Below are 21,124 nucleotides of genomic sequence, written 5' to 3'. Positions count from 1 at the left end.
TATCGCTGGCAAGCCAGCTCCCACAGGGGACGGTGTGGGCCGGGCTGATCGTGGCTGACATTGCTCCGACGTATATCTGTATTTTCCTTAGAAGAACCGCACCGGCAGGTGGACAGGTTCTCATTGCGTGAGATTGCGTTATGGATGGTATTTTCCTGCAGCAACTGGTCAACGGCCTGACCCTCGGGTCGGTCTATGGCCTGATCGCCATCGGCTACACAATGGTCTATGGCATCATCGGCATGATCAACTTCGCCCACGGCGAGGTTTACATGATTTCCGCTTACCTCGCGGCAATCAGTCTGGCTCTGCTGGCATACTTCGGTATTGAATCCTTCCCTCTGCTGATGCTCGGCACCCTGATCTTCACCATCGTCGTCACGGCGGTGTATGGCTGGGTCATCGAGCGCGTCGCCTACAAACCCCTGCGTAACTCCACCCGACTGGCACCGCTGATCAGCGCCATTGGTATCTCGCTGATTCTGCAAAACTATGCGCAGATCGCCCAGGGCGCCAAGCAACAAGGTGTTCCAACCTTGCTCAGCGGAGCGTGGCGCGTGGAAGTCGGCACAGGTTTCGTGCAGTTGACCTACACCAAGGTGTTCATCCTGGTCGCAGCGTTTGTCGGGATGGCCCTGCTGACCTACGTCATCAAGTACACCAAGCTCGGCCGCATGTGCCGTGCAACCCAGCAAGACCGCAAGATGGCTTCGATCCTGGGGATCAACACCGACCGGGTGATTTCCTATGTGTTCATCATCGGTGCAGCGATGGCGGCCCTGGCCGGCGTGCTGATCACCATGAACTACGGCACGTTCGACTTCTATGCCGGCTTCATCATCGGCATCAAGGCGTTCACCGCCGCGGTGCTCGGCGGGATCGGCTCACTGCCAGGCGCCATGCTGGGCGGGATCATCCTCGGGATTTCCGAGTCGCTGTTCTCTGGCCTGGTGAACTCGGACTACAAAGACGTTTTCAGCTTCTCGCTGCTGGTTCTCGTTCTGGTCTTTCGGCCCCAAGGCCTGCTCGGCCGTCCTCTTGTGTCGAAGGTGTAAGCGATGTCCTCAACCACTAAAAAAACCATTGATATCAAAAAAAGTCTGGTTGACGCGATTCTTGCCGGCCTCATTGCCCTGATCGTGTTCGGGCCGATTGTCGGTGTCGTTCTCGATGGCTACGGCTTCAACCTGGAAACCACCCGCGTGGCGTGGATTGTCGCCATTGTCATGGCCGGTCGCTTTGCCTTGAGCATGTTCCTGCAAACCCCCAGGGGCTTGAGCATCCTCGAAGGTTTTGAAAGCACGGGTTCCGGGGTGCATGTGCTGGCGCCGGATTACAAATCGCGGTTGCGCTGGATCATCCCGTTGGTGATCGTCATCGCCGTGGTGTTCCCGTTTTTCTCCAACTCCTACCTGCTGGGCGTGGTCATTCTCGGGCTGATCTATGTGCTGTTGGGGCTTGGGCTGAACATCGTAGTGGGCCTGGCCGGCTTGCTCGACCTGGGTTACGTGGCGTTCTACGCCATCGGCGCCTATGGCCTTGCGCTCGGTTATCAGTACCTGGGGCTGGGCTTCTGGACGGTGCTGCCGCTGGCGGCGATCACCGCTGGGCTGGCCGGTTGCATCCTCGGTTTCCCGGTGCTGCGCCTGCACGGCGACTATCTGGCGATCGTGACCCTGGGCTTCGGTGAAATCATTCGCCTGATCCTCAACAACTGGCTGTCCCTGACCGGTGGTCCGAACGGTATGCCGGCACCACTGCCGACCTTCTTCGGCCTGGAATTCGGCAAGCGTGCGAAGGACGGGGGCGTGCCGTTCCATGAGTTCTTCGGCATCGCCTACAACCCGGACGTGAAGTACTACTTCATCTACGCGGTACTGTTCCTGGTGGTACTGGCTGTGTTGTACATCAAGCATCGCCTGACCCGCATGCCCGTTGGCCGTGCCTGGGAAGCGCTGCGCGAGGATGAAATCGCCTGCCGTTCCATGGGCCTGAACCACGTGCTGGTCAAGCTCTCGGCATTCACCATCGGCGCATCGACGGCCGGCCTGGCTGGCGTGTTCTTCGCCACCTACCAGGGCTTCGTCAACCCGACCTCGTTCACCTTCTTCGAATCGGCCCTGATCCTCGCCATCGTGGTGCTCGGCGGCATGGGCTCGACCATCGGCGTGGTGATTGCGGCCTTCGTATTGACCGTTGCTCCGGAACTGCTGCGTGGCTTCGCCGAATACCGCGTTTTGCTGTTCGGCATCCTGATGGTGTTGATGATGATATGGCGACCGCGCGGCCTGATTCGAATCAGCCGTACCGGTGTGACCCCGCGTAAAGGAGTAGCGCCATGAGCGAAGTCGTACTCTCCGTAGAGAAGCTGATGATGCACTTCGGCGGCATCAAGGCGTTGAATGATGTCAGCCTGAAGGTCAAGCGCAACTCGATCTTCGCCCTGATCGGCCCGAACGGCGCCGGCAAGACCACAGTGTTCAACTGCCTGACCGGGTTCTACAAGGCCTCCGGTGGCAAGATCGAACTGAACGTGCGGGGGCAGCGAACCAACGTCATCAAAATGCTCGGCGAACCGTTCAAGCCTACCGATTTCGTCTCGCCAAAAAGCTTTATCAGTCGCCTGCGCTACAAGATGTTCGGCGGCACCCACCTGGTGAACCGCGCCGGGCTGGCGCGGACGTTCCAGAACATTCGCCTGTTCAAGGAAATGTCGGTGCTGGAAAACCTGCTGGTGGCCCAGCACATGTGGGTCAACCGCAATCTGCTGGCGGGCATCCTCAACACCAAGGGCTACCGCAAGGCCGAAAGCGATGCGCTGGACCACGCCTTCTATTGGCTGGAAGTGGTGGACCTGGTGGACTGCGCCAACCGCCTGGCCGGTGAGCTGTCCTACGGCCAGCAACGTCGTCTGGAAATCGCCCGGGCCATGTGCACCCGTCCGCAGATCATCTGCCTCGACGAACCGGCCGCCGGCCTCAACCCTCAGGAAACCGAAGCGCTGAGCGCGATGATCCGGCTGCTGCGCGACGAGCATGATCTGACCGTAGTGCTGATCGAACACGACATGGGCATGGTAATGAGTATTTCCGACCACATTGTGGTGCTGGACCACGGCGTCGTGATCGCCGAGGGCGGTCCCGATGCGATTCGCAACGACCCGAAAGTGATTGCCGCCTACCTGGGTGCCGATGAAGAGGAGGTGGTATGAGCAAACCCATCCTCGAACTCAAGGACCTGGACGTGTTCTACGGGCCCATCCAGGCCCTGAAGAATGTCTCGCTGCACATCAACGAAGGGGAGACCGTCAGCCTGATTGGCTCCAACGGCGCCGGCAAGTCGACCCTGCTGATGTCGATCTTCGGTCAGCCACGCGCGGCGGACGGACAGATCCTTTACCAGGGCGTGGACATCACCCACAAGTCGTCGCACTACATCGCCTCCAACGGCATTGCCCAGTCGCCGGAAGGACGGCGGGTGTTCCCCGACATGACCGTCGAGGAAAACCTGCTGATGGGCACCATCCCCATCGGCGACAAGTACGCCAAGGAAGACATGCAACGCATGTTCAAGCTGTTCCCGCGCCTTGAGGAGCGACGCACCCAGCGGGCGATGACCATGTCGGGTGGCGAGCAGCAGATGCTGGCCATCGCACGAGCCCTGATGAGCCGGCCGAAATTGCTGTTGCTCGATGAGCCGAGCCTTGGGTTGGCGCCCATTGTGGTCAAGCAGATCTTCGCGACGCTGCGGGAGCTGGCCAAGACCGGCATGACCATTTTCCTGGTCGAGCAGAACGCCAACCACGCGCTGCGCCTGTCGGACCGAGCCTATGTGATGGTCAACGGCGAGATTCGCATGAGCGGTACAGGGAAGGAGTTGTTGGTCAACGAAGATGTGCGCAACGCTTATCTTGGCGGGCACTAAACCTTAGCGTCCAATGAAAACGCCCTGACGAAATCAGGGCGTTTTTTTTCGCCCCTGTAAAAGCTGGTAGGAGCTGTCGAGTGAAACGAGGCTGCGATCTTTTGATCTTGTTTTTAAGAATCAAGATCAAAAGATCGCAGCCTGCGGCAGCTCCTACAAGAGCGGTGGTGTGAGGTAAAGTGAAATTGTGGAAAACAAAATTGTCGACCTCTGAAAGCGCGACATAAAGCCGCTGCAAATTGTTGTTTTATCATGGTTTTGACTTGTCCCCGTTTGCTGTGGAACTGGCTGTGAATAACGTGGGAGTAGCTGGCTGAGCGCCTTTGAATCCGTGGCTTGCAGCGCGATGGTTGTTTTTTGATCAGGCGCTTTTTCTTGTCTTCAAGGCAGCGTTGTCAACCTTTTTCTTAGCGTACAAAGAGCGCCTGAATGCAGTGAACAAGCCTGTGGATAAGTCTGTGGTTAAACTCTGGAAAGACTTGGCTGAGGGCCGTAGTTACTGGCTTGGCGCCATCGCTGGATTGACCGCGCGGTCGGGAAAATGACCCTGGGCTACACAGCAGGCCGATTGGGGTCAAGCAAAAAAGTTTCAAATCGGCCCGCAAAGCCTTGTGGATAGCGGCTTTCAGCTTTTCCACTTGCCCCCGGAATGTGTGGATGGGGCTGTGGATAAGGTGCGTGCATATGGCTGCAAGCCACGGCCGGCAAGGCGTTGCAAGTTTTGTTCGTTTTTTGTACAGATAGCGCGCCGGTTGCCGCTGTGCGCAAGGCCGGGCATGCTGCCTGCTGATTTTCTATTCCAATGGCTGCCGATCAGCCGTAGCAAGGAGAACACCATGTCCAACACCCTGTTTATTACCGGCGCGACTTCCGGTTTCGGTGAAGCCTGTGCCCGTCGTTTTGCCGAGGCTGGCTGGAAACTGGTGCTGACAGGGCGTCGTGAAGAGCGCCTTAACGGCCTGTGCGCCGAACTGTCGAAGCAGACCGAGGTGCACGGGCTGGTGCTTGATGTGCGTGACCGCCAGGCCATGGAAGAAGCCATTGCGAACCTGCCGCCATCCTTCGCCAAGCTGCGTGGACTTATCAACAATGCTGGCCTGGCCTTGGGGGTCGATCCGGCGCCCAAATGCGACCTGGACGATTGGGACACCATGGTCGATACCAACGTCAAAGGCCTGATGTACAGCACCCGCCTGCTGCTGCCACGCCTGATCGCTCATGGTCGCGGCGCCGGTATCGTCAACCTCGGCTCCATTGCCGGCAACTACCCCTACCCGGGCAGCCATGTGTATGGCGCGAGCAAGGCGTTCGTCAAACAGTTCTCCCTGAACCTGCGCTGTGACCTCCAGGGCACCGGCGTGCGGGTCAGCAACATCGAACCGGGCCTGTGCGAAAGCGAGTTCTCGCTGGTGCGCTTTGCCGGTGACCAGGAGCGTTACAACGCCACCTATGCGGGTGCCGACCCGATCCAGCCGCAGGACATTGCCGAGACCATTTTCTGGGTCCTCAATGCCCCGGCGCACATCAACATCAACAGCGTCGAGCTGATGCCGGTGAGCCAGACCTGGGCCGGGTTTGCGATTGATCGCAGTGGTGGCAAGGCGTAAGACCGCGTTACGGCCCTTCGCGAGCAGGCTCGCTCCCACAGGGACTTTGGTGAACCTGTGGGAGCGAGCCTGCTCGCGAAGGGGCCGGAACTGACAACGCCGGACATCAGCTAGACTCCTCATCCAACAACCTCGCCGCGCCCTGCGGTTCAAGGTTTTCGAGGAGACCATGTGAGCAATCGAGGCGAGCAGGCGCTGCTCAAGCAATCGACCTTCCTGATGCTGGTGGTGACATTCGCCGGGATCATCACCGGGTTTGCCTCGGGTGCCCAATCCATCCTGTTCGATGGATTCTTTTCGCTGGTTGCAACCTTCATCAAGGTCCTGATGCTGATCACCGCCAGGCTGATCGCCAAGGAAAGCAATCAACGCTTCCAGTTCGGCTCCTGGCACCTGGAACCCATGGTGCTGGTGATCGAAGGCAGTTTCCTGTTGCTGGTGGCCATTTATGCCTTTCTCAACGGAGTGTTCGGCATCATCAGTGGTGGACGCGATGTCGAGCTTGGCTTGGTGATCTTCTACGCGGCGGTATTCACCGTCGTCGAGCTCATTTACTTTTTCTACGTTCGCCATCGAAATCGCACGCTCAAGTCATCGCTGATCCAGTTCGACAACATCAGTTGGCTGGTGGACGCGATGCTCTCGGCCGGCCTGTTGGTGAGCTTTCTTATTGCGCTGTTGCTAAAGACCCAGGGCTACGAAAAATGGGCGTTGTATGTCGACCCGATGATTCTGATTCTGCTGGCCCTGGGCATGCTCCCTCCGGCGTTCAAGATCATCGGCCCGGCGTTACGCGATGTGCTGGGAATCGCCCCGGATCAACTGGACGACAAGGTGCGCCAGGTGATGGAAGAGGCGAAGATCGAGCATGGTTTCGACGACTATATTTCCTACGTGCAGAAGCACGGTCGGGCGTGTTTTATCGAGATTCACATCGTGTTGCCGACAAATTATCCGCTGCGCAGCGTGGTGCAACTGGATGCGCTACGAGAGGAGATCTCCGCGAAGCTCGGCAAACCTGATGCGGCGAGGTGGCTGACCATCAGTTTTACCGGGGATCGCAAGTGGATTGCGTGAAATCCGGTGGATTCCTCGCAATGTAGGCGCGAGCGATGCGTCGATCCGACTTGCCGGCGAAAGCGACCGTTCAGTCAACCAAGATACTCAGCCAACCCGCGATAACAGGTCGCCAAGTGATAAGGCGTAGTTGACGGCATGTCCCGCCGGCTCACTTCACCCTGTTCGTCGCGGCATTCATACCAGCCGCCCGCGTGCAGCGAGCGCTGGTGCAACGCCTGCAATTGACGCAGCACCGAAGCCTCACTGCCTGGTCGCAGGGTCAAGGCGCGCAGGTATTCGGCCTGGGCCCAGATCCGTTGAGTCGCGTCCCGTGAGCCGCCATCCGGACCCAGGTCCAGCATGGCCCGCACGGCACCGGTGTGTGGGTCGACGCCCAGTTGTTCGGTGAAGGCAAAAGCGCGCTCCAGCGAAGCATGTAGTGGAGAACCACGCAGCAGGTCGGACGACTCGAGCAGGAAATACCACTCGAACTGATGCCCGGGTTCGAACCAGTTATCCACAGCACCCAGCGGTTTTTCCATCAACACGCCGTGTTGCGGATCGATAAACCGCCGCTGCATCCCTGTGCATAAGTCCACGAGCGCCTGTTGCACAGCGAGGTCTTCACGCACCGACAGCGTGGCAAGGAAGGCTTCAGCCAGGTGCATCAACGGATTTTGCAGCGGTCCGCTGTTCAACGATGACCAGTCACGATCGAGGCTCGCTTCGTAGAGGCCGTCGCCGCTGGAGAAACGTTGCGCGATCACTTCCAGGGCTGCGTTGAGCACCGATTCCACCAGCGGCTCGCGGACTTTGTCCCAGTAGTGGGCGCAGGCGAACAGAATGAATGCGTGGGTGTAGAGATCTTTACGCTGATCCAGTGGCGCGCCCTGCGGGTCGATGCTGTAGAACCAGCCGCCATGCTCGGCATCGTGGAAGTGCCGCTGCAAGGAACGGAACAGCGCTGCCGCGCGCTCTTGAGCGCCTGGCACCTGGCCGATCAGGCTGGCAAATAGATACAGCTGCCGCGCGCAGGCCATGGCCCGGTAGCGTTGGGGAGGCAACGGGTGGTGTTCGGCGTCCAGCGCCTCATAGGGCAGCGCCAACTCGGCATTCCAGCCGGGACCTTGCCAAAGCGGCACGATCACGTCCTGGAAGTGCTGTTGCACCGAGGCAAACAGGGCGGTCAGTTCAGGCTGGGAGGCGGAGCGGGAAACAGGCGGCATTGGCTGGCGTCGTCACGGCAGGGTTGATTGCGCGACATGTTAGCAGGCCTTAGAGCTGTGTTGTCTCTCAGGCCGCTTTCGCGAGCAGGCTCGCTCCCACAATGAAACTGTGTACGCAGGGCAAATGAGGGAGCGAGCCTGCTCGCGAAGACGCCATCACGGGCAATAGAGATTTAGCTTGCCAACAACCACACGCCAGTCGCCGCCGAAGCCGCCCCCGCCAGTCTCACTAAAGGCGCAGCAGCTTGCGGCAACACCCGTACCAACGCATAACCTGCCGCATGCAACACCGCGGTCGCCGCGACAAATCCCGTGGCATATCCCCAAGGGCTCGTCATGTCCGGCAACTCCAGGCCATGCGCCACGCCATGGAACAGCGCAAACAACGCCGTTGCGGCCATTGCCAGGCTCAACGGTGGACGCACCGCCAAGGCCACCGCCAGGCCCAGCGCCAACACAGACGCGGCAATGCCACCTTCCAGCGCCGGCAGTTCCAGCCCTGCAAAACCCAGCAGCCCGCCGATCAGCAGGGTGACAATGAAGGTGCACGGCAGCGCCCAACGCGCCGCACCTTTGTGCTGAGCCGCCCACAGGCCGACCGCGAGCATTGCCAGCAGATGATCGAGTCCACCGAGCGGGTGGCTGATGCCCGCGACCAAGCCATTGTCCCCGTGCCCTGGGTGGGCCAACGCAATGGTCGGTGTCAACAGCAGGGTCATTGCGCCCAGAATGCGTTTGAGTGTCATCGAGAAGCTTCCTTGTTGATAAGTCTTGATCAGGCTGCCGTCAGCAGGCCTTGGCGTTCAATGAAGGCGATGATCGCGTCCAGTCCCTGGCCGGTTTTCTGGTTGCTGAACACGAACGGCTTGCCGTTGCGCATACGCGTGGTATCGCTGTCCATCAGCGTCAGCGACGCTCCCACCAGGGGCGCCAGGTCAATTTTGTTGATCACCAGCAGATCGGATTTGCAGATCCCCGGCCCGCCTTTGCGCGGCAACTTGTCGCCAGCGGACACGTCAATCACGTAGATGGTCAGGTCGGACAGCTCCGGGCTGAAGGTGGCCGAGAGATTGTCGCCACCAGACTCCACCAGGATCAGGTCCAGGCCCGGAAAACGGCGGTTCAATTGATCCACGGCTTCAAGATTGATCGAGGCGTCCTCGCGGATCGCCGTGTGCGGGCAGCCGCCGGTCTCCACGCCGATGATGCGTTCCGGCGCCAGCGCTTCGTTGCGCACCAGGAAATCAGCGTCTTCGCGGGTATAGATGTCGTTGGTCACCACTGCCAGGTTGTAGCGTTCGCGCAGGGCCAGGCACAGGGCCAGGGTCAGGGCGGTTTTACCGGAACCGACGGGGCCGCCGATGCCGACGCGCAAGGGTTGTGTGTTCATGTGATTCTCCAGAATAAGGGGTCCTTAGGAACGGAACAGACGGCTGTACTGGCGCTCGTGGGCCATGCACGCCAGGGACAGGCCAAACGCGGCACTGCCAAAGTGTTCGGGGTTGATTCGGGTAGCATCCTGCTGGGCCTGTTGCAGCAGCGGCAGCAGTTCACTGGTCAAGCGCTGCGCAGCCTGTTGGCCCAGTGGCAAGGTTTTCATCAATACCGCCAGTTGGTTTTCCAGCCAGCTCCAGAGCCACGCGGCCAGTGCATCCTGCGGGCTGATCCGCCAGGCGCGGGCGGCCAGCGCCCAGCCCAGGGCCAGGTGCGGTTCGGGTCGTTGTTCAAGGAAGGCGCGGGCCGGTGCATCGAGTTCAGGCAGGCCGTTGAGTAACTGCTGCAAGGAATAGCCCATTTGCCGGCTCTCCTGATGCAGTTCGCGGGTTTCCCGGCTGGCACGGTGTTCTTCGTAGCGCTGCAGCAGTTCGCTCCAGTTCTCCTCGACCGCGGCCACGCAATGGGCGAGCAGTAGCGGCGCCTCGAAGCGGGCGAGATTGAGCAGCAACTGATCGCTGATCCAGCGCCGCGCGCTGTCGGGATTGTGCACTTGGCCGTTGTCCACCGCCATTTCCAGGCCTTGGGAATAGCTGTAGCCGCCAATCGGCAATTGCGGACTGGCCAGGCGCAGCAGGGCCCATGCAGGGTTCATGGGCGCACGCCGAACTGATGCAGTTTTGGCGGATAGTTGAAGTCTTCGTCGCCGTGGCGGGAATGGTGATGGCCGCCGCCGTAGGCGCCGTGTTCAGGTTGAAAGGCCGCTTCGATGGGTTCGGCTTGCGCGCCAAGTTGTTCGAGCATGGCCTTGAGCACGTAGTCGTCGAGCAAGCGCAACCAGCCGTCGCCCACTTGCAGGGCGACATGGCGATTACCCAGGTGATAGGCGGCACGCGTCAATTCGTAGGCATTGGTGCAGGTGACGTGCAGCAATTGTTCGGGACGGGCACAGACGCGTACCACGCGGCCGTCTTCGGCTTGCAGACATTCGCCGTCATACAAGGGTGGTTGACCGCGCTCCAAAAACAAACCGACGTCCTCACCTTCGGCACTGAAACAGCGCAAGCGGCTTTTGCTCCTGGCCTCGAAGGTCAGGTGCAATTCGGCGGCCCAGTCGGGTTGAGGGTCGATTCTGCGATGAATCACCAGCATCGGAAAGCTTCCAGCAATGGACAATGCTCAGGCTAGAGCAAGGGGCTTGCCAATCTGGGGGCGTGTAGGAAATACCTGTAGGCAGCGTAGGAAAAGTTTCGAGGTGCTCAGGATTTTGACTTAAATTGGTGCGCAGATTTTTCAGGCTGCACCAATTTGCGGCGAGCAGAGATGGCACAGTGGCGCGGCGCCGTGTAGGCGCTGCCCAAGCCTGCGATCTTCTTAAGCGTTACTCGGTACTTCCAAGCCCCTGCCAATGCTTGAGGCCGATAAAGATGAACCGCAGCTGCTGGGTGATCTTTGCTTGCGGCGTCAAGTGTTCAGGCAGCGCGTCGGCTGGCGGGTCGATGATGTCCGGCAAAGTGGCGAACACGCTCTTGACGATCAGATCGGCCATGACGCTCAAGCCGGCCATGTCCAGGTGTTGCAGTTTCGGCATCAAGGACAGGTCGGCAGCCAGGTCCGAACTGATGTTCTCGCGCAAGCGACCAATGGCCAGGCGTACCGGCAACGAACCGCCGTACTGTTCTCTGGCGAGAAACAGGAATTGCGAACGGTTGGCCGACACCACATCGAGAAATATCCGCACGGACGCGTCGATAATGCCGCCCATGACAAACTCGTTGTGCCGCACCAGGCGAATGGTTTCACGGAAGGTCTGGCCGACCTCGCTCACCAACACCAGGCCGAGTTCATCCATGTCGGCGAAATGCCGATAAAAGCCGGTGGGGACGATTCCGGCGGTTTTCGCGACTTCCCGCAGGCTCAGGCTGCCAAATCCTCGGCCGCCCTCCATCAAATGACGGGCCGCGTCCATCAAGGCGTTGCGGGTTTGTTGTTTCTGTTCGGCGCGGGGCAGCATCGCAATGACGTTTTCTGAATAGGACTGCGGCGCACTCTAGCAAATCGGCTTTGCCGGCGTCGAACGACATAGGCGGGATCAGGCGGGGCGGTGCGAATTCTACAAAAGGCAATGACCAGAAAATCAAAAGCCCAATCTGTTGATTGGGCTTTTTTTCAAGGCCGCCATGGGCTTAGCTCATAGCGCTGTTGCGTTCGATAACACGGTCACCACCGCCTTCAGCAATGGTTTGACCTGGAGTGCGGTCGGAACCGTCAGCGGCAACCGTTTGACCTTGTGGAGTCTGGTCGTAGCCGTCTTCAGCGATCAGGCCTTTTTCTCTCAGGCGATCGTTACCACCTTCGGCGACGGTTTGCCCTGGGGTGCGGTCGGAGCCATCAGCGGCGATGGTTTGACCCGGAGTGCGGTCGGAGCCATCAGCAGCGACGGTTTGACCTGGGGTACGGTCGGAACCATCAGCGGCAACGGTTTGGCTGAACACCGAGTGAGTGTCTTTCACTTGCGGAGTGGCCTGGTCGGCTGCCGGCAGCGCAAAAGCGGTGCTGGCCAGCATTGAAAGTGTAAGGCTAAGCAGAAGTTGGCGTTTCATGATGGGGTGCTCCGTAGGAGTGCGATAAATTGGGTACGAAGGTAATGCTACTCTTGATAAGTCGATATAAAAGTTCATAAACGCAATGTTAATAATCAACGGAATTGATTGTTCTCTACAGCCCTTCTAAACCGGGCCTTTGCGGCGCACCGGGGTGGGTATTTTCGACTCAACCGCGCCACGCAAAAGTGCGGCCCCGGTAACGCTGTCCGGGAGGAGGGGCGCCATGCTCAATCGTCAACGGCGGCAAAATCGGATTTTCAATTAAACCTGCGGGCCATTTGCCAGTCGTAGATTCCATGACGGGCCGGTTCTGGCCCTGCGTTTCTCCTGAGCATCGCGATCGTGATGCTCAGTCGTATCAGGAGCCCTGTGCAATGACGCGCACTCGTAAAATTCTCGCCTGGGCCGTGACCAGCCTTGTTGTCCTGCTGGCCGTGCTGGTGCTGGTCATCGTGTTCTTCGACTGGAACCGGATCAAACCGTCCCTCAATGCCAAAGTATCCGAAGAACTGCACCGTCCATTCGCGATCAACGGCAATCTGGCGGTGGTTTGGCAGCGTGAGCGCGACGAGGGCGGCTGGCGTGCCTGGGTGCCCTGGCCGCATGTGGTGGCCGAGGATCTGAGCCTGGGCAACCCGGACTGGTCGAAGGCGCCGCAGATGGCCAGCCTCAAACGCGTCGAATTGCGCATTTCACCCCTGGCCTTGTTGGCGCAGCGTGTGGTGATCCCGCGCATCGACCTCACCGAACCCAATGCCGCGTTGCAGCGCCTGGCCGACGGTCGTGCCAACTGGACGTTCAAGTTCGATCCGAAAGACCCGAACGCCGAGCCCTCGTCCTGGGTAGTGGATATTGGGGCGATCGGCTTCGACAAAGGACATGTCACTCTTGACGACCAGAACCTGAAGACTCAACTGGACCTGCTGATCGACCCGCTGGGCAAGCCGATCCCCTTCAGCGAAATCGTTGTCGACAAAGCGGCGAAAACGGCCTCCGGGCAGGGCAGTGCGCCGCAGGATTACGCGTTTGCGCTAAAGGTCAAAGGCCAGTACCACGCTCAGAAACTCACGGGGCAGGGCAAAATCGGTGGGCTGCTGGCGCTGCAGGACGCGGCCCGGCCGTTTCCGCTTCAGGCGCAAGCGAAGATCGGCGATACAAGCGTAGAGTTGGCGGGCACGTTGACCGATCCGATGAATCTGGGCGCCCTGGATTTACGCCTGAAACTGGCCGGCACCAGCCTGGGCAATCTTTATCCCCTGACCGGTGTGACCCTGCCGGATACGCCGCCGTATGCCACCGACGGCCATCTGATTGCCAAGCTGCATGAGCCGGGCGGTGCAGTATTTCGTTATGACGAGTTCAACGGCACGATCGGCTCGAGCGACATCCATGGCAGCCTGGCTTACGTCGCCGGCCAGCCCCGTCCTAAACTCAGCGGCTCGCTGTTATCCAATCAATTGTTGTTCGCCGACCTGGCCCCTTTGATCGGCGCCGATTCCAATGCCAAGCAGAAAGCCCGCGGCGGCGAGAGCAAGCAACCGGCGGACAAGGTGCTGCCGGTCGAGGAGTTCAAGACCGATCGCTGGCGCGACATGGATGCGGATGTCGAATTCACTGGAAAGCGCATCGTCCATAGCGAAAAGTTACCGTTCAACGATCTCTACACGCACTTGGTGCTCACCGATGGCGTGCTCAGTCTTGAGCCGCTGCGATTTGGCGTGGCCGGTGGCAAGCTGGATGCACAGATTCGCCTGAATGGTCACACCGAACCGCTGGAAGGCCGGGCAAAACTGACCGCTCGAGGCTTCAAGCTCAAGCAGTTGTTCCCGACGTTCGAGCCGATGAAAACCAGCTTCGGTGAGCTCAACGGCGATGCGGATATTACCGGGCGCGGCAATTCAGTGGCCAAGTTGCTGGGCAGCGCTAACGGCAAGTTGAAAATGCTGATCAACGATGGCGCTATCAGTCGCGAGCTGATGGAACTGGCGGGTCTGAATGTTGGCAACTATGTGGTCGGCAAGATCTTTGGCGACAAGGAAGTGAAGATCAACTGCGCCGCCGCCGACTTCGACATAAAGGCTGGCCTGGCCACTACGCAGCTGTTCGTCTTCGATACCGAGAACGCAATTATCTACATTGATGGCACGGCAAACATGGCCACAGAGCAGTTGGACCTGAGCATCACGCCGGAATCCAAGGGCTGGCGGCTGATCTCGTTGCGTTCGCCGCTGTATGTGCGGGGCAAATTCATCAAGCCCGACGCCGGGGTGAAAGCCGTACCCTTGATGTTGCGAGGGGCCGGAATGGTTGCATTGGGTGTGATCGCCGCACCGGCGGCGGGATTATTGGCCTTGGTGGCGCCGAGCGGCGGAGAGCCGAATCAGTGCGCGCCGTTGCTCGAGCAGATGAAGTCGGGTAAGGCGCCCAAGACCGTAAAAAACTGAAAGAACGAAATAATGTACGGTCTACCGCCATTGGTGAATATTGATGTGGTTCGTGTTTTGCAGACTTTGGATTAGGTTTTTCTTGGTGTGTGAGTGGTATGTAGGCCGGAGTGCACACTTAATATAGAGGCGCTCAGGTAAGCGTTTTTTTCATCGCTTGGAGTGTGAGGTAATAATGTGATACGCATGAATTCTGTTAAGTAAGGCGTGAGCTGGTAAGTTGTCATTGTCAGTCGGTTGGCTGGCTTAAATATTCCACATGGATTTGGATTTTATATGACTATTTCAGTACGTGACATCGAAGCAAGTCGTGTGTTTTTTTTCCAGTGTACAACTCGAGCCATTGGTTGCGAAAACGAAAGTCATCAGGTCTTTCGCCGATTTAAATAATGAGAAGGTAGCTAAGTCAGATCTTCTAGTGGGTGAGGGGGTCCCGACCGCAATTGGGTTTACCGATAATCTCGATGAAGATAAAAAACAAGCGGCCGCGGACAGTATCCATTTTGCTGAGCGTTACGCAGACACCTATTCACATAAAAAAAATGCACCCATTGAGTGGCATGAGAAATACTCTGAAGCGTTGAAGCATTGTGGCTGGTCGCTAACAAATAGCAAATATAGAGAGGAAGTAAGCAAGCAAGTTAATGTCACAATGGACGCCGTTGTCCTGGATATGGTCAAGGCAACTGCGGGCAGGAATGCACCGGCGCTCATACATATGTTGAAAGGTGCTTTCACCAAGATACAGTCCGATGAAGAGCTTATTACAATATTTGACAGTAATAGCAAAAGCGGTAAGGACGCAGACTTCAGGCTGATACCTTGCCTGCAGACCCCCGGAGGCACAGCAATCGCCACTTTTGTTTCGGTTGATTGTGAACTGTCAACGTCAGCAGGCGGAGCCTGGTTCTGGAAATGGAAGTTTTCGAATTTGAGCATGAAACGAGTGGCTTCTGTGATGGAACTAAACATGAGTCAGCATGAGCGTCGGCGAGATCAAATAATTGAGGCCCTTGATATAAACTCTGATGATTTTTTCAAAGGCGTCAAGCTGAAGTAATTCGGTCGTCATCAGGTGTTCGGTGGGCTTCTCGATTTGAGGTGTTTCATTAAGGAAAATTACATGATCAGGGACGACGTTTTTTTAGTGGCGGGTAATTTAACCTCTGTATCAGCTGATGTCTTGGAAAAATGGAAAAAAGATGTGGTTGATTCTATTTTGTTCTCTCAGTTATATGCGAGTTCAAAAATTAGCAAGTTTTCCGATTCGCAGCGGTGGTATGAAAATTATACCGAGGCGATGGCGAAAACGAAATGGAAGACCGATGGTTTCAGGTTTAGTAAGATCGAGTTGGATGAGGGGGAAACCGTTGTTTTGAATGTTCTTGTTCAAAAGAGGATAGGCTCGGTTGTGGGTTTGCCTCAAACGGAACAATTTGAACAGCTGATGTGCAACATTCAACAGGGTTGCGCAGTAGAGGCGATGGCTTCATTGACTGAAGACCATGCGATGGTCTTTCAGGACAAGGGGAAAACCTCAACACTTTCGACTGTAGTTTTACACGTCAGTTTGGTAGGGCGGGGACCAGCAATATGTTCGGCTCTTGTCTGTTTCAAAACCACCCAAAAAATTAAGCGAAATTTTTTACATCAGGAGTTCAAAAGTGAACTCATTGTAGGTGAGATTGACATCGGAATCTCGCAGCTTGTACTCGATAGGAATGCCTATGAGAAAGCTCGGATGCGAGAGAAAATTCTTGTCAGCCTTCCTGAAATCACGGATCCGCTAGTGCTTGATATCACCGCTAAAGACGAAGACCAAGTGCGGTAGTTCCTTCTCGTCAGTGATCGCAGCATAAGGGCTGCGATCCTGGCAGAAGCCCTGATAATTGCGCTTCCTCTTGCAGCCACGAAAAAAATGCCCGGACCGGTGGATGTCGCTCGCGTCCTGGCACGCACAGGGCGCTGTAACCAGCGCCATCCACCTGCACACCTCCCCGATAGGCCACCAGCAATCCACTGGCGACGCTTTCTGACACCAGAATATTGCTCGCCAGTACCAAACCCTGACCGGCAATGGCCGCTTGCAGGGCGTAGTGCTCTTCATCGTATTCGCGCACGGTTGGCTGCTCCTCCAGCCAGGCCTCGCCAGACTGCGCACACCAGGCTTGCCAGCCATGGGCGTAGAGCTTGGAGTTGTGCCAGTGCACGCTGATCAGCGTTGGCGTTTGGCGGGCGGCCAATGCCACTTGCCCGGGCGAGCCGTAAACACCGAACGACTCGTCGAACAGGCAAAGGCCGTACAGGTTCGGATAGTCATCGAGGCTGTAGCGCACTACCAGGTCGACACTGGCGTCCTGATGCAAGTCAATGACCTCGCAATGGGTGTCCAGGCGCAGGCTGATGTTCGGGTGCCGGGCATAGAAACGGCCCAGGCGAGGCACCAGCCACAAGGCCGCAAAGGCGGCGGTGGTGGAGAGGGTCAGGTTCGTGCCGCTGCGATGCGGGCGCAGGGTGTCGACGCTTTGCGCCACTTCCAGGAACGCGCCGTGCAGGCTGTGAAACAAGCGCTCGCCGCCTTCGGTCAGGCGTACCTGGCGCGGTAGGCGTTCGAACAACTGCACACCGAGCCAGGTTTCCAGCGAGCGGATCTGATGGGATACCGCGGTCGGAGTCACCGACAATTCTTCGGCGGCAGCCTTGAAACTCAGCAGTCGAGAGGCAGACTCGAAAGCGCGCAGGGCGGTCAGTGGCAACGAAGCAAACATGGAAACTCCATGGATGAAATAGATTCATCCAGACTGATTTTTGTTCAGTTGAAGCAGGGCGGCTGTGAGCGCCAAGCTGCAAGCCACGAGCAGTTTGAGTTTAGTCCCAAGGAGAGTCAGATGAGTACAGTTCTTGCGATTCATGCCAGCCCACGAGGTGAGCGTTCGCACTCCCGGCGTTTGGCGGAAGTCTTTCTGTCGGCCTGGCAGGCCCGTCACCCGCAATCGAAACTGACCCGCCGCGAGGTCGGGCGAGCGTTGATTCCACCTGTCAACGAGGCATTCGTGGCCGCCGCGTTCTACCCCGAACCCGACGCACGTCCCTTGTCGATGCAAGCGGATCTGGCGTTTAGCGATACGCTGGTCGACGAGTTGCTCGGGCACGATGTGTTGGTGATTTCCACGCCCATGCACAATTTCAGCGTGCCCAGCGGCCTGAAAGCCTGGATCGACCAGATCGTGCGGTTGGGGCTGACCTTCAATCACTCCCTGGATAACGGAATCGCGCAGTACGAACCACTGGTGCAGGGCAAAAAGGCCTTGATCGTGACCAGTCGCGGCGGATTTGGCTTCGGCCCAGGCGGCGAGCTGGAGGCGATGAACCATGCAGATACGCTTCTACGCACGGCGTTGGGTTTCATCGGCATCACCGATGTCACCGTGATCGCTGCCGAAGGCGAGGAGTCCGAGGCGCGCACGTTCGAAGTCTCTGCCGCCGAAGCAGAGCAGCGCTTGCTGGCCCTGGCCAGGGAGTTCTAAGTGGCCTGGTTGTTTTTGCTGATCGCCGCCGGGTTCGAAGTCACTTTCGCCATGGGCATGAAGTACGCCGAGGGCTTTACCCGGCTTTGGCCATCGCTGATGACCATCGTGGCGGCAGTGGGCGGGATTTATTTCCTGACCCTGGCCATGCGCGAATTGCCGGTGAGCATCGCCTACCCGATCTGGACCGCCATCGGTTCGCTGGGCACGGTGTTTCTCGGCTTTATCTTGCTCGGTGAAAGCCTGACCATGGTCAAGCTACTGTCGGTCGGGCTGATCGTGGCCGGTGTGGTGGGGCTGAAGTAGGGCGGATGACCTAGACTGGTCGTCGGTTTGTCATGTTCGCTGGCGAAGCTTGGCGGAAGTCTTGCAGTCGCCAGGCGTCACCTCACCGATCACAAGGATGTTCGCCCATGTCGCAAGATTCGGCCACGCGTTACCCGCTGGTGCTGGTCCCGGGAATGCTCGGGTTTATCCGTTTGGTGCTCTATCCGTATTGGTACGGGATCGCCAAGGCGTTACGTCGTGGTGGTGCGGTGGTGTTTGCGGTGCAGGTCTCGCCCCTCAACTCCAGCGAAGTGCGCGGCGAGCAACTGTTGGCGCGCATTGAAGAGATTCTGCGTGAGACCGGAACTGAAAAGGTAAATCTGCTAGGTCACAGCCAGGGCTCGTTGACCGCGCGCTACGCGGCAGCCAAACGCCCGGATCTGGTGGCTTCGGTGACCTCGGTGGCGGGGCCTAATCATGGTTCGGAACTGGCCGACTATCTGCACAAACACTATCCCCATGACAGCGTCGGAGGGCGTCTGGTGATCTTTCTAGTACGGTGCGTCGCGACGCTGATGAGCCTGCTGGAGACCGGCTATCGCGGACCGAAGTTGCCGGTGGATATCCTTGCGTCCCATCATTCGCTCACAACTGCAGGCGTGGCACGGTTCAATCAACGTTTTCCACAGGGGCTGCCAGATACCTGGGGCGGGCACGGACCGGAAGAGGTGAACGGTGTGCGTTACTACTCCTGGTCCGGCACTTTGCAGCCGGGCAAGACCAATCGTGGGCTTAACCTGTTCGACGGCACCAACCGCAGTTGCCGGTTGTTTGCCAGAACCTTCGTACGCGAGGCCGGGCATTGCGACGGGATGGTCGGGCGTTACAGCTCGCACCTCGGTACCGTGATTGGCGACGAGTACCCGCTGGACCATTTCGACATCGTCAACCAGTCGTTGGGACTGGTGGGGAAGGGGGCGGAGCCGATCCGGTTGTTTGTCGAACATGCGGCTCGGCTAAAAGCTGCTGGCCTGTAAGATCAAAAGATCGCAGCCTGCGGCAGCTCCTACAGGGAATGCATTCCAAGTGTAGGAGCTGCCGCAGGCTGCGATCTTTTTTCCTCAGGCAACACGGACCTTGCGGCCTAATACGGTGGTCCAGCGCTCGGAAAGAATCACCCCGCCCAACGTCAATATCCCGCCCACCAAGTGGTACGTCGCCAACTGTTCATGCAGCACCACTGCCGCAATCAGCGCGGTAATCAACGGCAACAAATTGAAGAACAGCGTGGTCCGGCTCGGGCCCAAACGCACCACGGCTTGCATCCACGCCAGCGGTGCGACCATCGAGGCCAGCAAGCAGGCGTAAAGCACCAGTGGAATATTGTGCAGGGTCGGGCCGATTTTCGGTGAGGCGAGAAACAGCGGAAACAACACCACCACAGCGACCAGTACCTGCAAATACAGCAACACCAATGGCGGCAAGCGCAGCTGCCATTTTTTCAGCAACGTGCTGTAGATCGCGTAGGCCAGGGTGGCGATCAGCATCATCGCGTCCCCCAGGTTCACCCCATGTTCCAGCAGCACACCCAGGCTGCCGGACGAGACGACCACCAGCACGCCGGCAAACGACAACACCGCACCCGCCAGTGCGCCGATGGTCAGGCGCTGGCCAAGGCTGATGATCGCCATGGCCAGCGACATCAGAGGCATCAATGACAGGATGATGCCCATGTTGGTCGCGGAGGTCAGGCTCGCGGCGAAGTACGCCAGGCTTTGGTACACAGCCATGCCGAGCACGCCGAGGACAAAGATCTTGCCCAGGTTCGGGCGAATCGACGGCCAGTGGGCAATAGCCGGTTTGAGCATGAAGGGTGTGAACAATAATCCGGCGAGGAGCCAGCGGTAAAAACCGATCTCGGCGGGATAGATCGCCCCGGCCGACATTTTGGTGATCACGGTATTGCCAGCCCAAATGAAAATGGCCAGCAGGGGGTAAGCGTATTGCATGGGAAAAACCAGAACGTTAATGAGGGGTAATTATCCATTGTCTGGATACAGGCCTATACTTCGATCCAGACAACCCGCCCTTCATGACGGACAGCATGACCCGTAAACCCATCGATCTACTGGAGTTCAGTGAGCTGCCTGCCCCGGTGTATTTCCGCTACGCCGACTTTGATGCTCATCGCTATGCCTCGGCTCACCGCCATCCGTGGGGCACGCTGGAGTATTCGGCCCATGGCGTGCTGCACATGGAAATCGGCGGCAGTCGCTTCATGTCACCGCCGCAATACGCGGTATGGGTGCCCCCGCAGACCGAGCACAGCTTCTACAGCCATCAGCCGATCAACTACCGTGCGGTCTGCCTGGCTGCGTCGGTGTGTCGTGACCTGCCTGCGCAAGCCTGCACCCTGGCGATCAGCGATATTCTCAAAGCGATCCTCAAGGACTTTGCCGCCCGCGATGTGAAGATCCCTGAGCACGAAGCGGACCAACGTCTGGCCCAGGTCTTGGTGGATCAACTTCGACAGGCGCCGGTGCACGAGCGCTACTTACCCTACGCCAGCAGCCCTGGCTTGCTCGGAATTCTGGAAGCCTTGCAGGCGGGACCGGGGGACAACCGGCCGTTAGCGCATTGGGCCACGACCATACATGTCAGCGAACGCACCCTGGCGCGGCAATTTATCCGGGAGTTGGGCATGAGTTTTGGCGAGTGGCGCCAGCGGTTGCGATTTCTGGCGTCGATCGAAGCGCTGGACAGCCACCGCAGCATTCAGGAAATCGCATTCGACATGGGTTACAGCACCGGTTCGGCATTTATCGCGATGTTTCAGCGCCAGGCAGGTTGTACGCCGGAACATTATCGCAGACACCGAGGGTTTTGATTGTCTGAGGTATGGTTCTACTTGCAGATTATGTTTGCAAGTTTTTCAGGTGTATTTGCATATTCAAGTATTTGTTGGCTTTTTATTGGCATTGACGTTGTTGTGGGGTGTTCTACACGTTTTGTCTGAAATGCGCTCAGCGA

Annotated in this window: 23 protein-coding genes; 14 read left to right on the top strand and 9 right to left on the bottom strand. The window is 58.2% G+C overall.

Features of this window, described 5'->3' with window-relative positions:
- Positions 1–140 precede the first annotated feature (140 nt).
- The 7 genes from PG5_RS13150 to PG5_RS13125 all read left to right on the top strand — a co-directional run bounded on the left by PG5_RS13150 (position 141) and on the right by PG5_RS13125 (position 6,608).
- Positions 141–1,055: a branched-chain amino acid ABC transporter permease gene (locus tag PG5_RS13150; protein WP_008058951.1), complete on the top strand. Its 915-nt coding sequence runs from the start codon at positions 141–143 to the stop codon at positions 1,053–1,055.
- A gap of 3 nt (positions 1,056–1,058) precedes the next feature.
- Positions 1,059–2,342 carry a high-affinity branched-chain amino acid ABC transporter permease LivM gene (livM, locus tag PG5_RS13145; RefSeq protein ID WP_020797618.1) on the top strand — a complete coding sequence of 428 codons (1,284 nt, stop codon included), beginning with the start codon at positions 1,059–1,061 and terminating at the stop codon, positions 2,340–2,342.
- A complete protein-coding gene (locus PG5_RS13140; RefSeq protein ID WP_020797617.1) occupies positions 2,339–3,211 on the top strand; it encodes an ABC transporter ATP-binding protein in 873 nt (290 codons plus the stop codon). Before livM ends, PG5_RS13140 begins: the two co-directional genes overlap by 4 nt.
- Positions 3,208–3,924, top strand: a complete 717-nt coding sequence (locus tag PG5_RS13135) for an ABC transporter ATP-binding protein (RefSeq protein ID WP_020797616.1) — start codon at positions 3,208–3,210, stop codon at positions 3,922–3,924. The genes PG5_RS13140 and PG5_RS13135 overlap by 4 nt, the downstream gene beginning before the upstream one ends.
- A gap of 323 nt (positions 3,925–4,247) precedes the next feature.
- A complete protein-coding gene (locus PG5_RS33435) occupies positions 4,248–4,469 on the top strand; it encodes a hypothetical protein (protein WP_225441870.1) in 222 nt (73 codons plus the stop codon).
- A 291-nt stretch (positions 4,470–4,760) separates the two neighbouring features.
- A complete protein-coding gene (locus PG5_RS13130; RefSeq protein ID WP_042955370.1) occupies positions 4,761–5,531 on the top strand; it encodes an SDR family oxidoreductase in 771 nt (256 codons plus the stop codon).
- A 171-nt stretch (positions 5,532–5,702) separates the two neighbouring features.
- Positions 5,703–6,608, top strand: coding sequence for a cation diffusion facilitator family transporter (locus PG5_RS13125; RefSeq protein ID WP_020797614.1), 906 nt, complete (start codon positions 5,703–5,705; stop codon positions 6,606–6,608).
- 74 nt (positions 6,609–6,682) lie between these two features.
- Here the strand turns inward: PG5_RS13125 and PG5_RS13120 are convergent, their stop codons facing one another.
- The 7 genes from PG5_RS13120 to PG5_RS13090 form a co-directional block, all read right to left on the bottom strand.
- Positions 6,683–7,816 carry an AGE family epimerase/isomerase gene (locus PG5_RS13120; RefSeq protein WP_020797613.1) on the bottom strand — a complete coding sequence of 378 codons (1,134 nt, stop codon included), beginning with the start codon at positions 7,814–7,816 and terminating at the stop codon, positions 6,683–6,685.
- 173 nt (positions 7,817–7,989) lie between these two features.
- On the bottom strand, positions 7,990–8,562 hold the full coding sequence (locus PG5_RS13115) for a HupE/UreJ family protein (protein ID WP_020797612.1): 573 nt from the start codon (positions 8,560–8,562) through the stop codon (positions 7,990–7,992).
- Positions 8,563–8,591: 29 nt separating this feature from the next.
- Positions 8,592–9,206 (bottom strand): urease accessory protein UreG, encoded by a 615-nt coding sequence (ureG, locus tag PG5_RS13110; protein WP_008058937.1) that lies wholly within the window; start codon positions 9,204–9,206, stop codon positions 8,592–8,594.
- Between the two features lie 24 nt (positions 9,207–9,230).
- Positions 9,231–9,905 (bottom strand): urease accessory protein UreF, encoded by a 675-nt coding sequence (locus PG5_RS13105; RefSeq protein WP_020797611.1) that lies wholly within the window; start codon positions 9,903–9,905, stop codon positions 9,231–9,233.
- Complete coding sequence (ureE, locus tag PG5_RS13100) at positions 9,902–10,402, bottom strand: urease accessory protein UreE (protein ID WP_020797610.1); 501 nt, start codon at positions 10,400–10,402, stop codon at positions 9,902–9,904. The genes PG5_RS13105 and ureE overlap by 4 nt, the downstream gene beginning before the upstream one ends.
- Before the next feature lie 229 nt (positions 10,403–10,631).
- The gene (locus PG5_RS13095) at positions 10,632–11,264 is read right to left on the bottom strand and encodes a TetR family transcriptional regulator (RefSeq protein WP_020797609.1); all 633 of its coding nucleotides are present in this window, start codon (positions 11,262–11,264) and stop codon (positions 10,632–10,634) included.
- A 172-nt stretch (positions 11,265–11,436) separates the two neighbouring features.
- On the bottom strand, positions 11,437–11,853 hold the full coding sequence (locus PG5_RS13090) for a hypothetical protein (protein WP_020797608.1): 417 nt from the start codon (positions 11,851–11,853) through the stop codon (positions 11,437–11,439).
- A 377-nt stretch (positions 11,854–12,230) separates the two neighbouring features.
- On the opposite strand from PG5_RS13090, the gene PG5_RS13085 reads away from it, so the two are divergent.
- The 3 genes from PG5_RS13085 to PG5_RS13075 all read left to right on the top strand — a co-directional run bounded on the left by PG5_RS13085 (position 12,231) and on the right by PG5_RS13075 (position 16,131).
- On the top strand, positions 12,231–14,300 hold the full coding sequence (locus PG5_RS13085; protein WP_020797607.1) for an AsmA family protein: 2,070 nt from the start codon (positions 12,231–12,233) through the stop codon (positions 14,298–14,300).
- 310 nt (positions 14,301–14,610) lie between these two features.
- Positions 14,611–15,360, top strand: a complete 750-nt coding sequence (locus PG5_RS13080; RefSeq protein WP_155943726.1) for a hypothetical protein — start codon at positions 14,611–14,613, stop codon at positions 15,358–15,360.
- Positions 15,361–15,423: 63 nt separating this feature from the next.
- Positions 15,424–16,131 (top strand): hypothetical protein, encoded by a 708-nt coding sequence (locus PG5_RS13075; RefSeq protein WP_042955368.1) that lies wholly within the window; start codon positions 15,424–15,426, stop codon positions 16,129–16,131.
- Between the two features lie 10 nt (positions 16,132–16,141).
- Here PG5_RS13075 and PG5_RS13070 read toward each other — a convergent pair whose 3' ends face one another.
- Complete coding sequence (locus tag PG5_RS13070; protein WP_020797604.1) at positions 16,142–17,068, bottom strand: LysR substrate-binding domain-containing protein; 927 nt, start codon at positions 17,066–17,068, stop codon at positions 16,142–16,144.
- Between the two features lie 120 nt (positions 17,069–17,188).
- Between PG5_RS13070 and PG5_RS13065 the strand changes: the two genes are divergently transcribed.
- From PG5_RS13065 to PG5_RS13055, 3 genes are all read left to right on the top strand, one after another.
- Complete coding sequence (locus tag PG5_RS13065; RefSeq protein WP_020797603.1) at positions 17,189–17,827, top strand: FMN-dependent NADH-azoreductase; 639 nt, start codon at positions 17,189–17,191, stop codon at positions 17,825–17,827.
- Positions 17,828–18,133, top strand: a complete 306-nt coding sequence (locus PG5_RS13060) for a multidrug efflux SMR transporter (RefSeq protein WP_020797602.1) — start codon at positions 17,828–17,830, stop codon at positions 18,131–18,133. It begins immediately after the preceding gene.
- 107 nt (positions 18,134–18,240) lie between these two features.
- Complete coding sequence (locus PG5_RS13055) at positions 18,241–19,131, top strand: triacylglycerol lipase (protein ID WP_020797601.1); 891 nt, start codon at positions 18,241–18,243, stop codon at positions 19,129–19,131.
- 84 nt (positions 19,132–19,215) lie between these two features.
- Here the strand turns inward: PG5_RS13055 and PG5_RS13050 are convergent, their stop codons facing one another.
- Positions 19,216–20,103, bottom strand: coding sequence for a DMT family transporter (locus PG5_RS13050; protein WP_020797600.1), 888 nt, complete (start codon positions 20,101–20,103; stop codon positions 19,216–19,218).
- 95 nt (positions 20,104–20,198) lie between these two features.
- Between PG5_RS13050 and PG5_RS13045 the strand changes: the two genes are divergently transcribed.
- Entirely contained in the window at positions 20,199–20,981 is a 783-nt protein-coding gene (locus PG5_RS13045; protein WP_020797599.1) for a helix-turn-helix transcriptional regulator, read from the top strand.
- Positions 20,982–21,124 lie beyond the last annotated feature (143 nt).

The sequence above is a fragment of the Pseudomonas sp. G5(2012) genome (assembly GCF_000408945.1).
Lineage (GTDB): Bacteria > Pseudomonadota > Gammaproteobacteria > Pseudomonadales > Pseudomonadaceae > Aquipseudomonas > Aquipseudomonas umsongensis.
The sequence above is the reverse complement of the archived record's forward strand: the minus strand, read 5'-3'. Positions and strand labels throughout refer to the sequence as shown.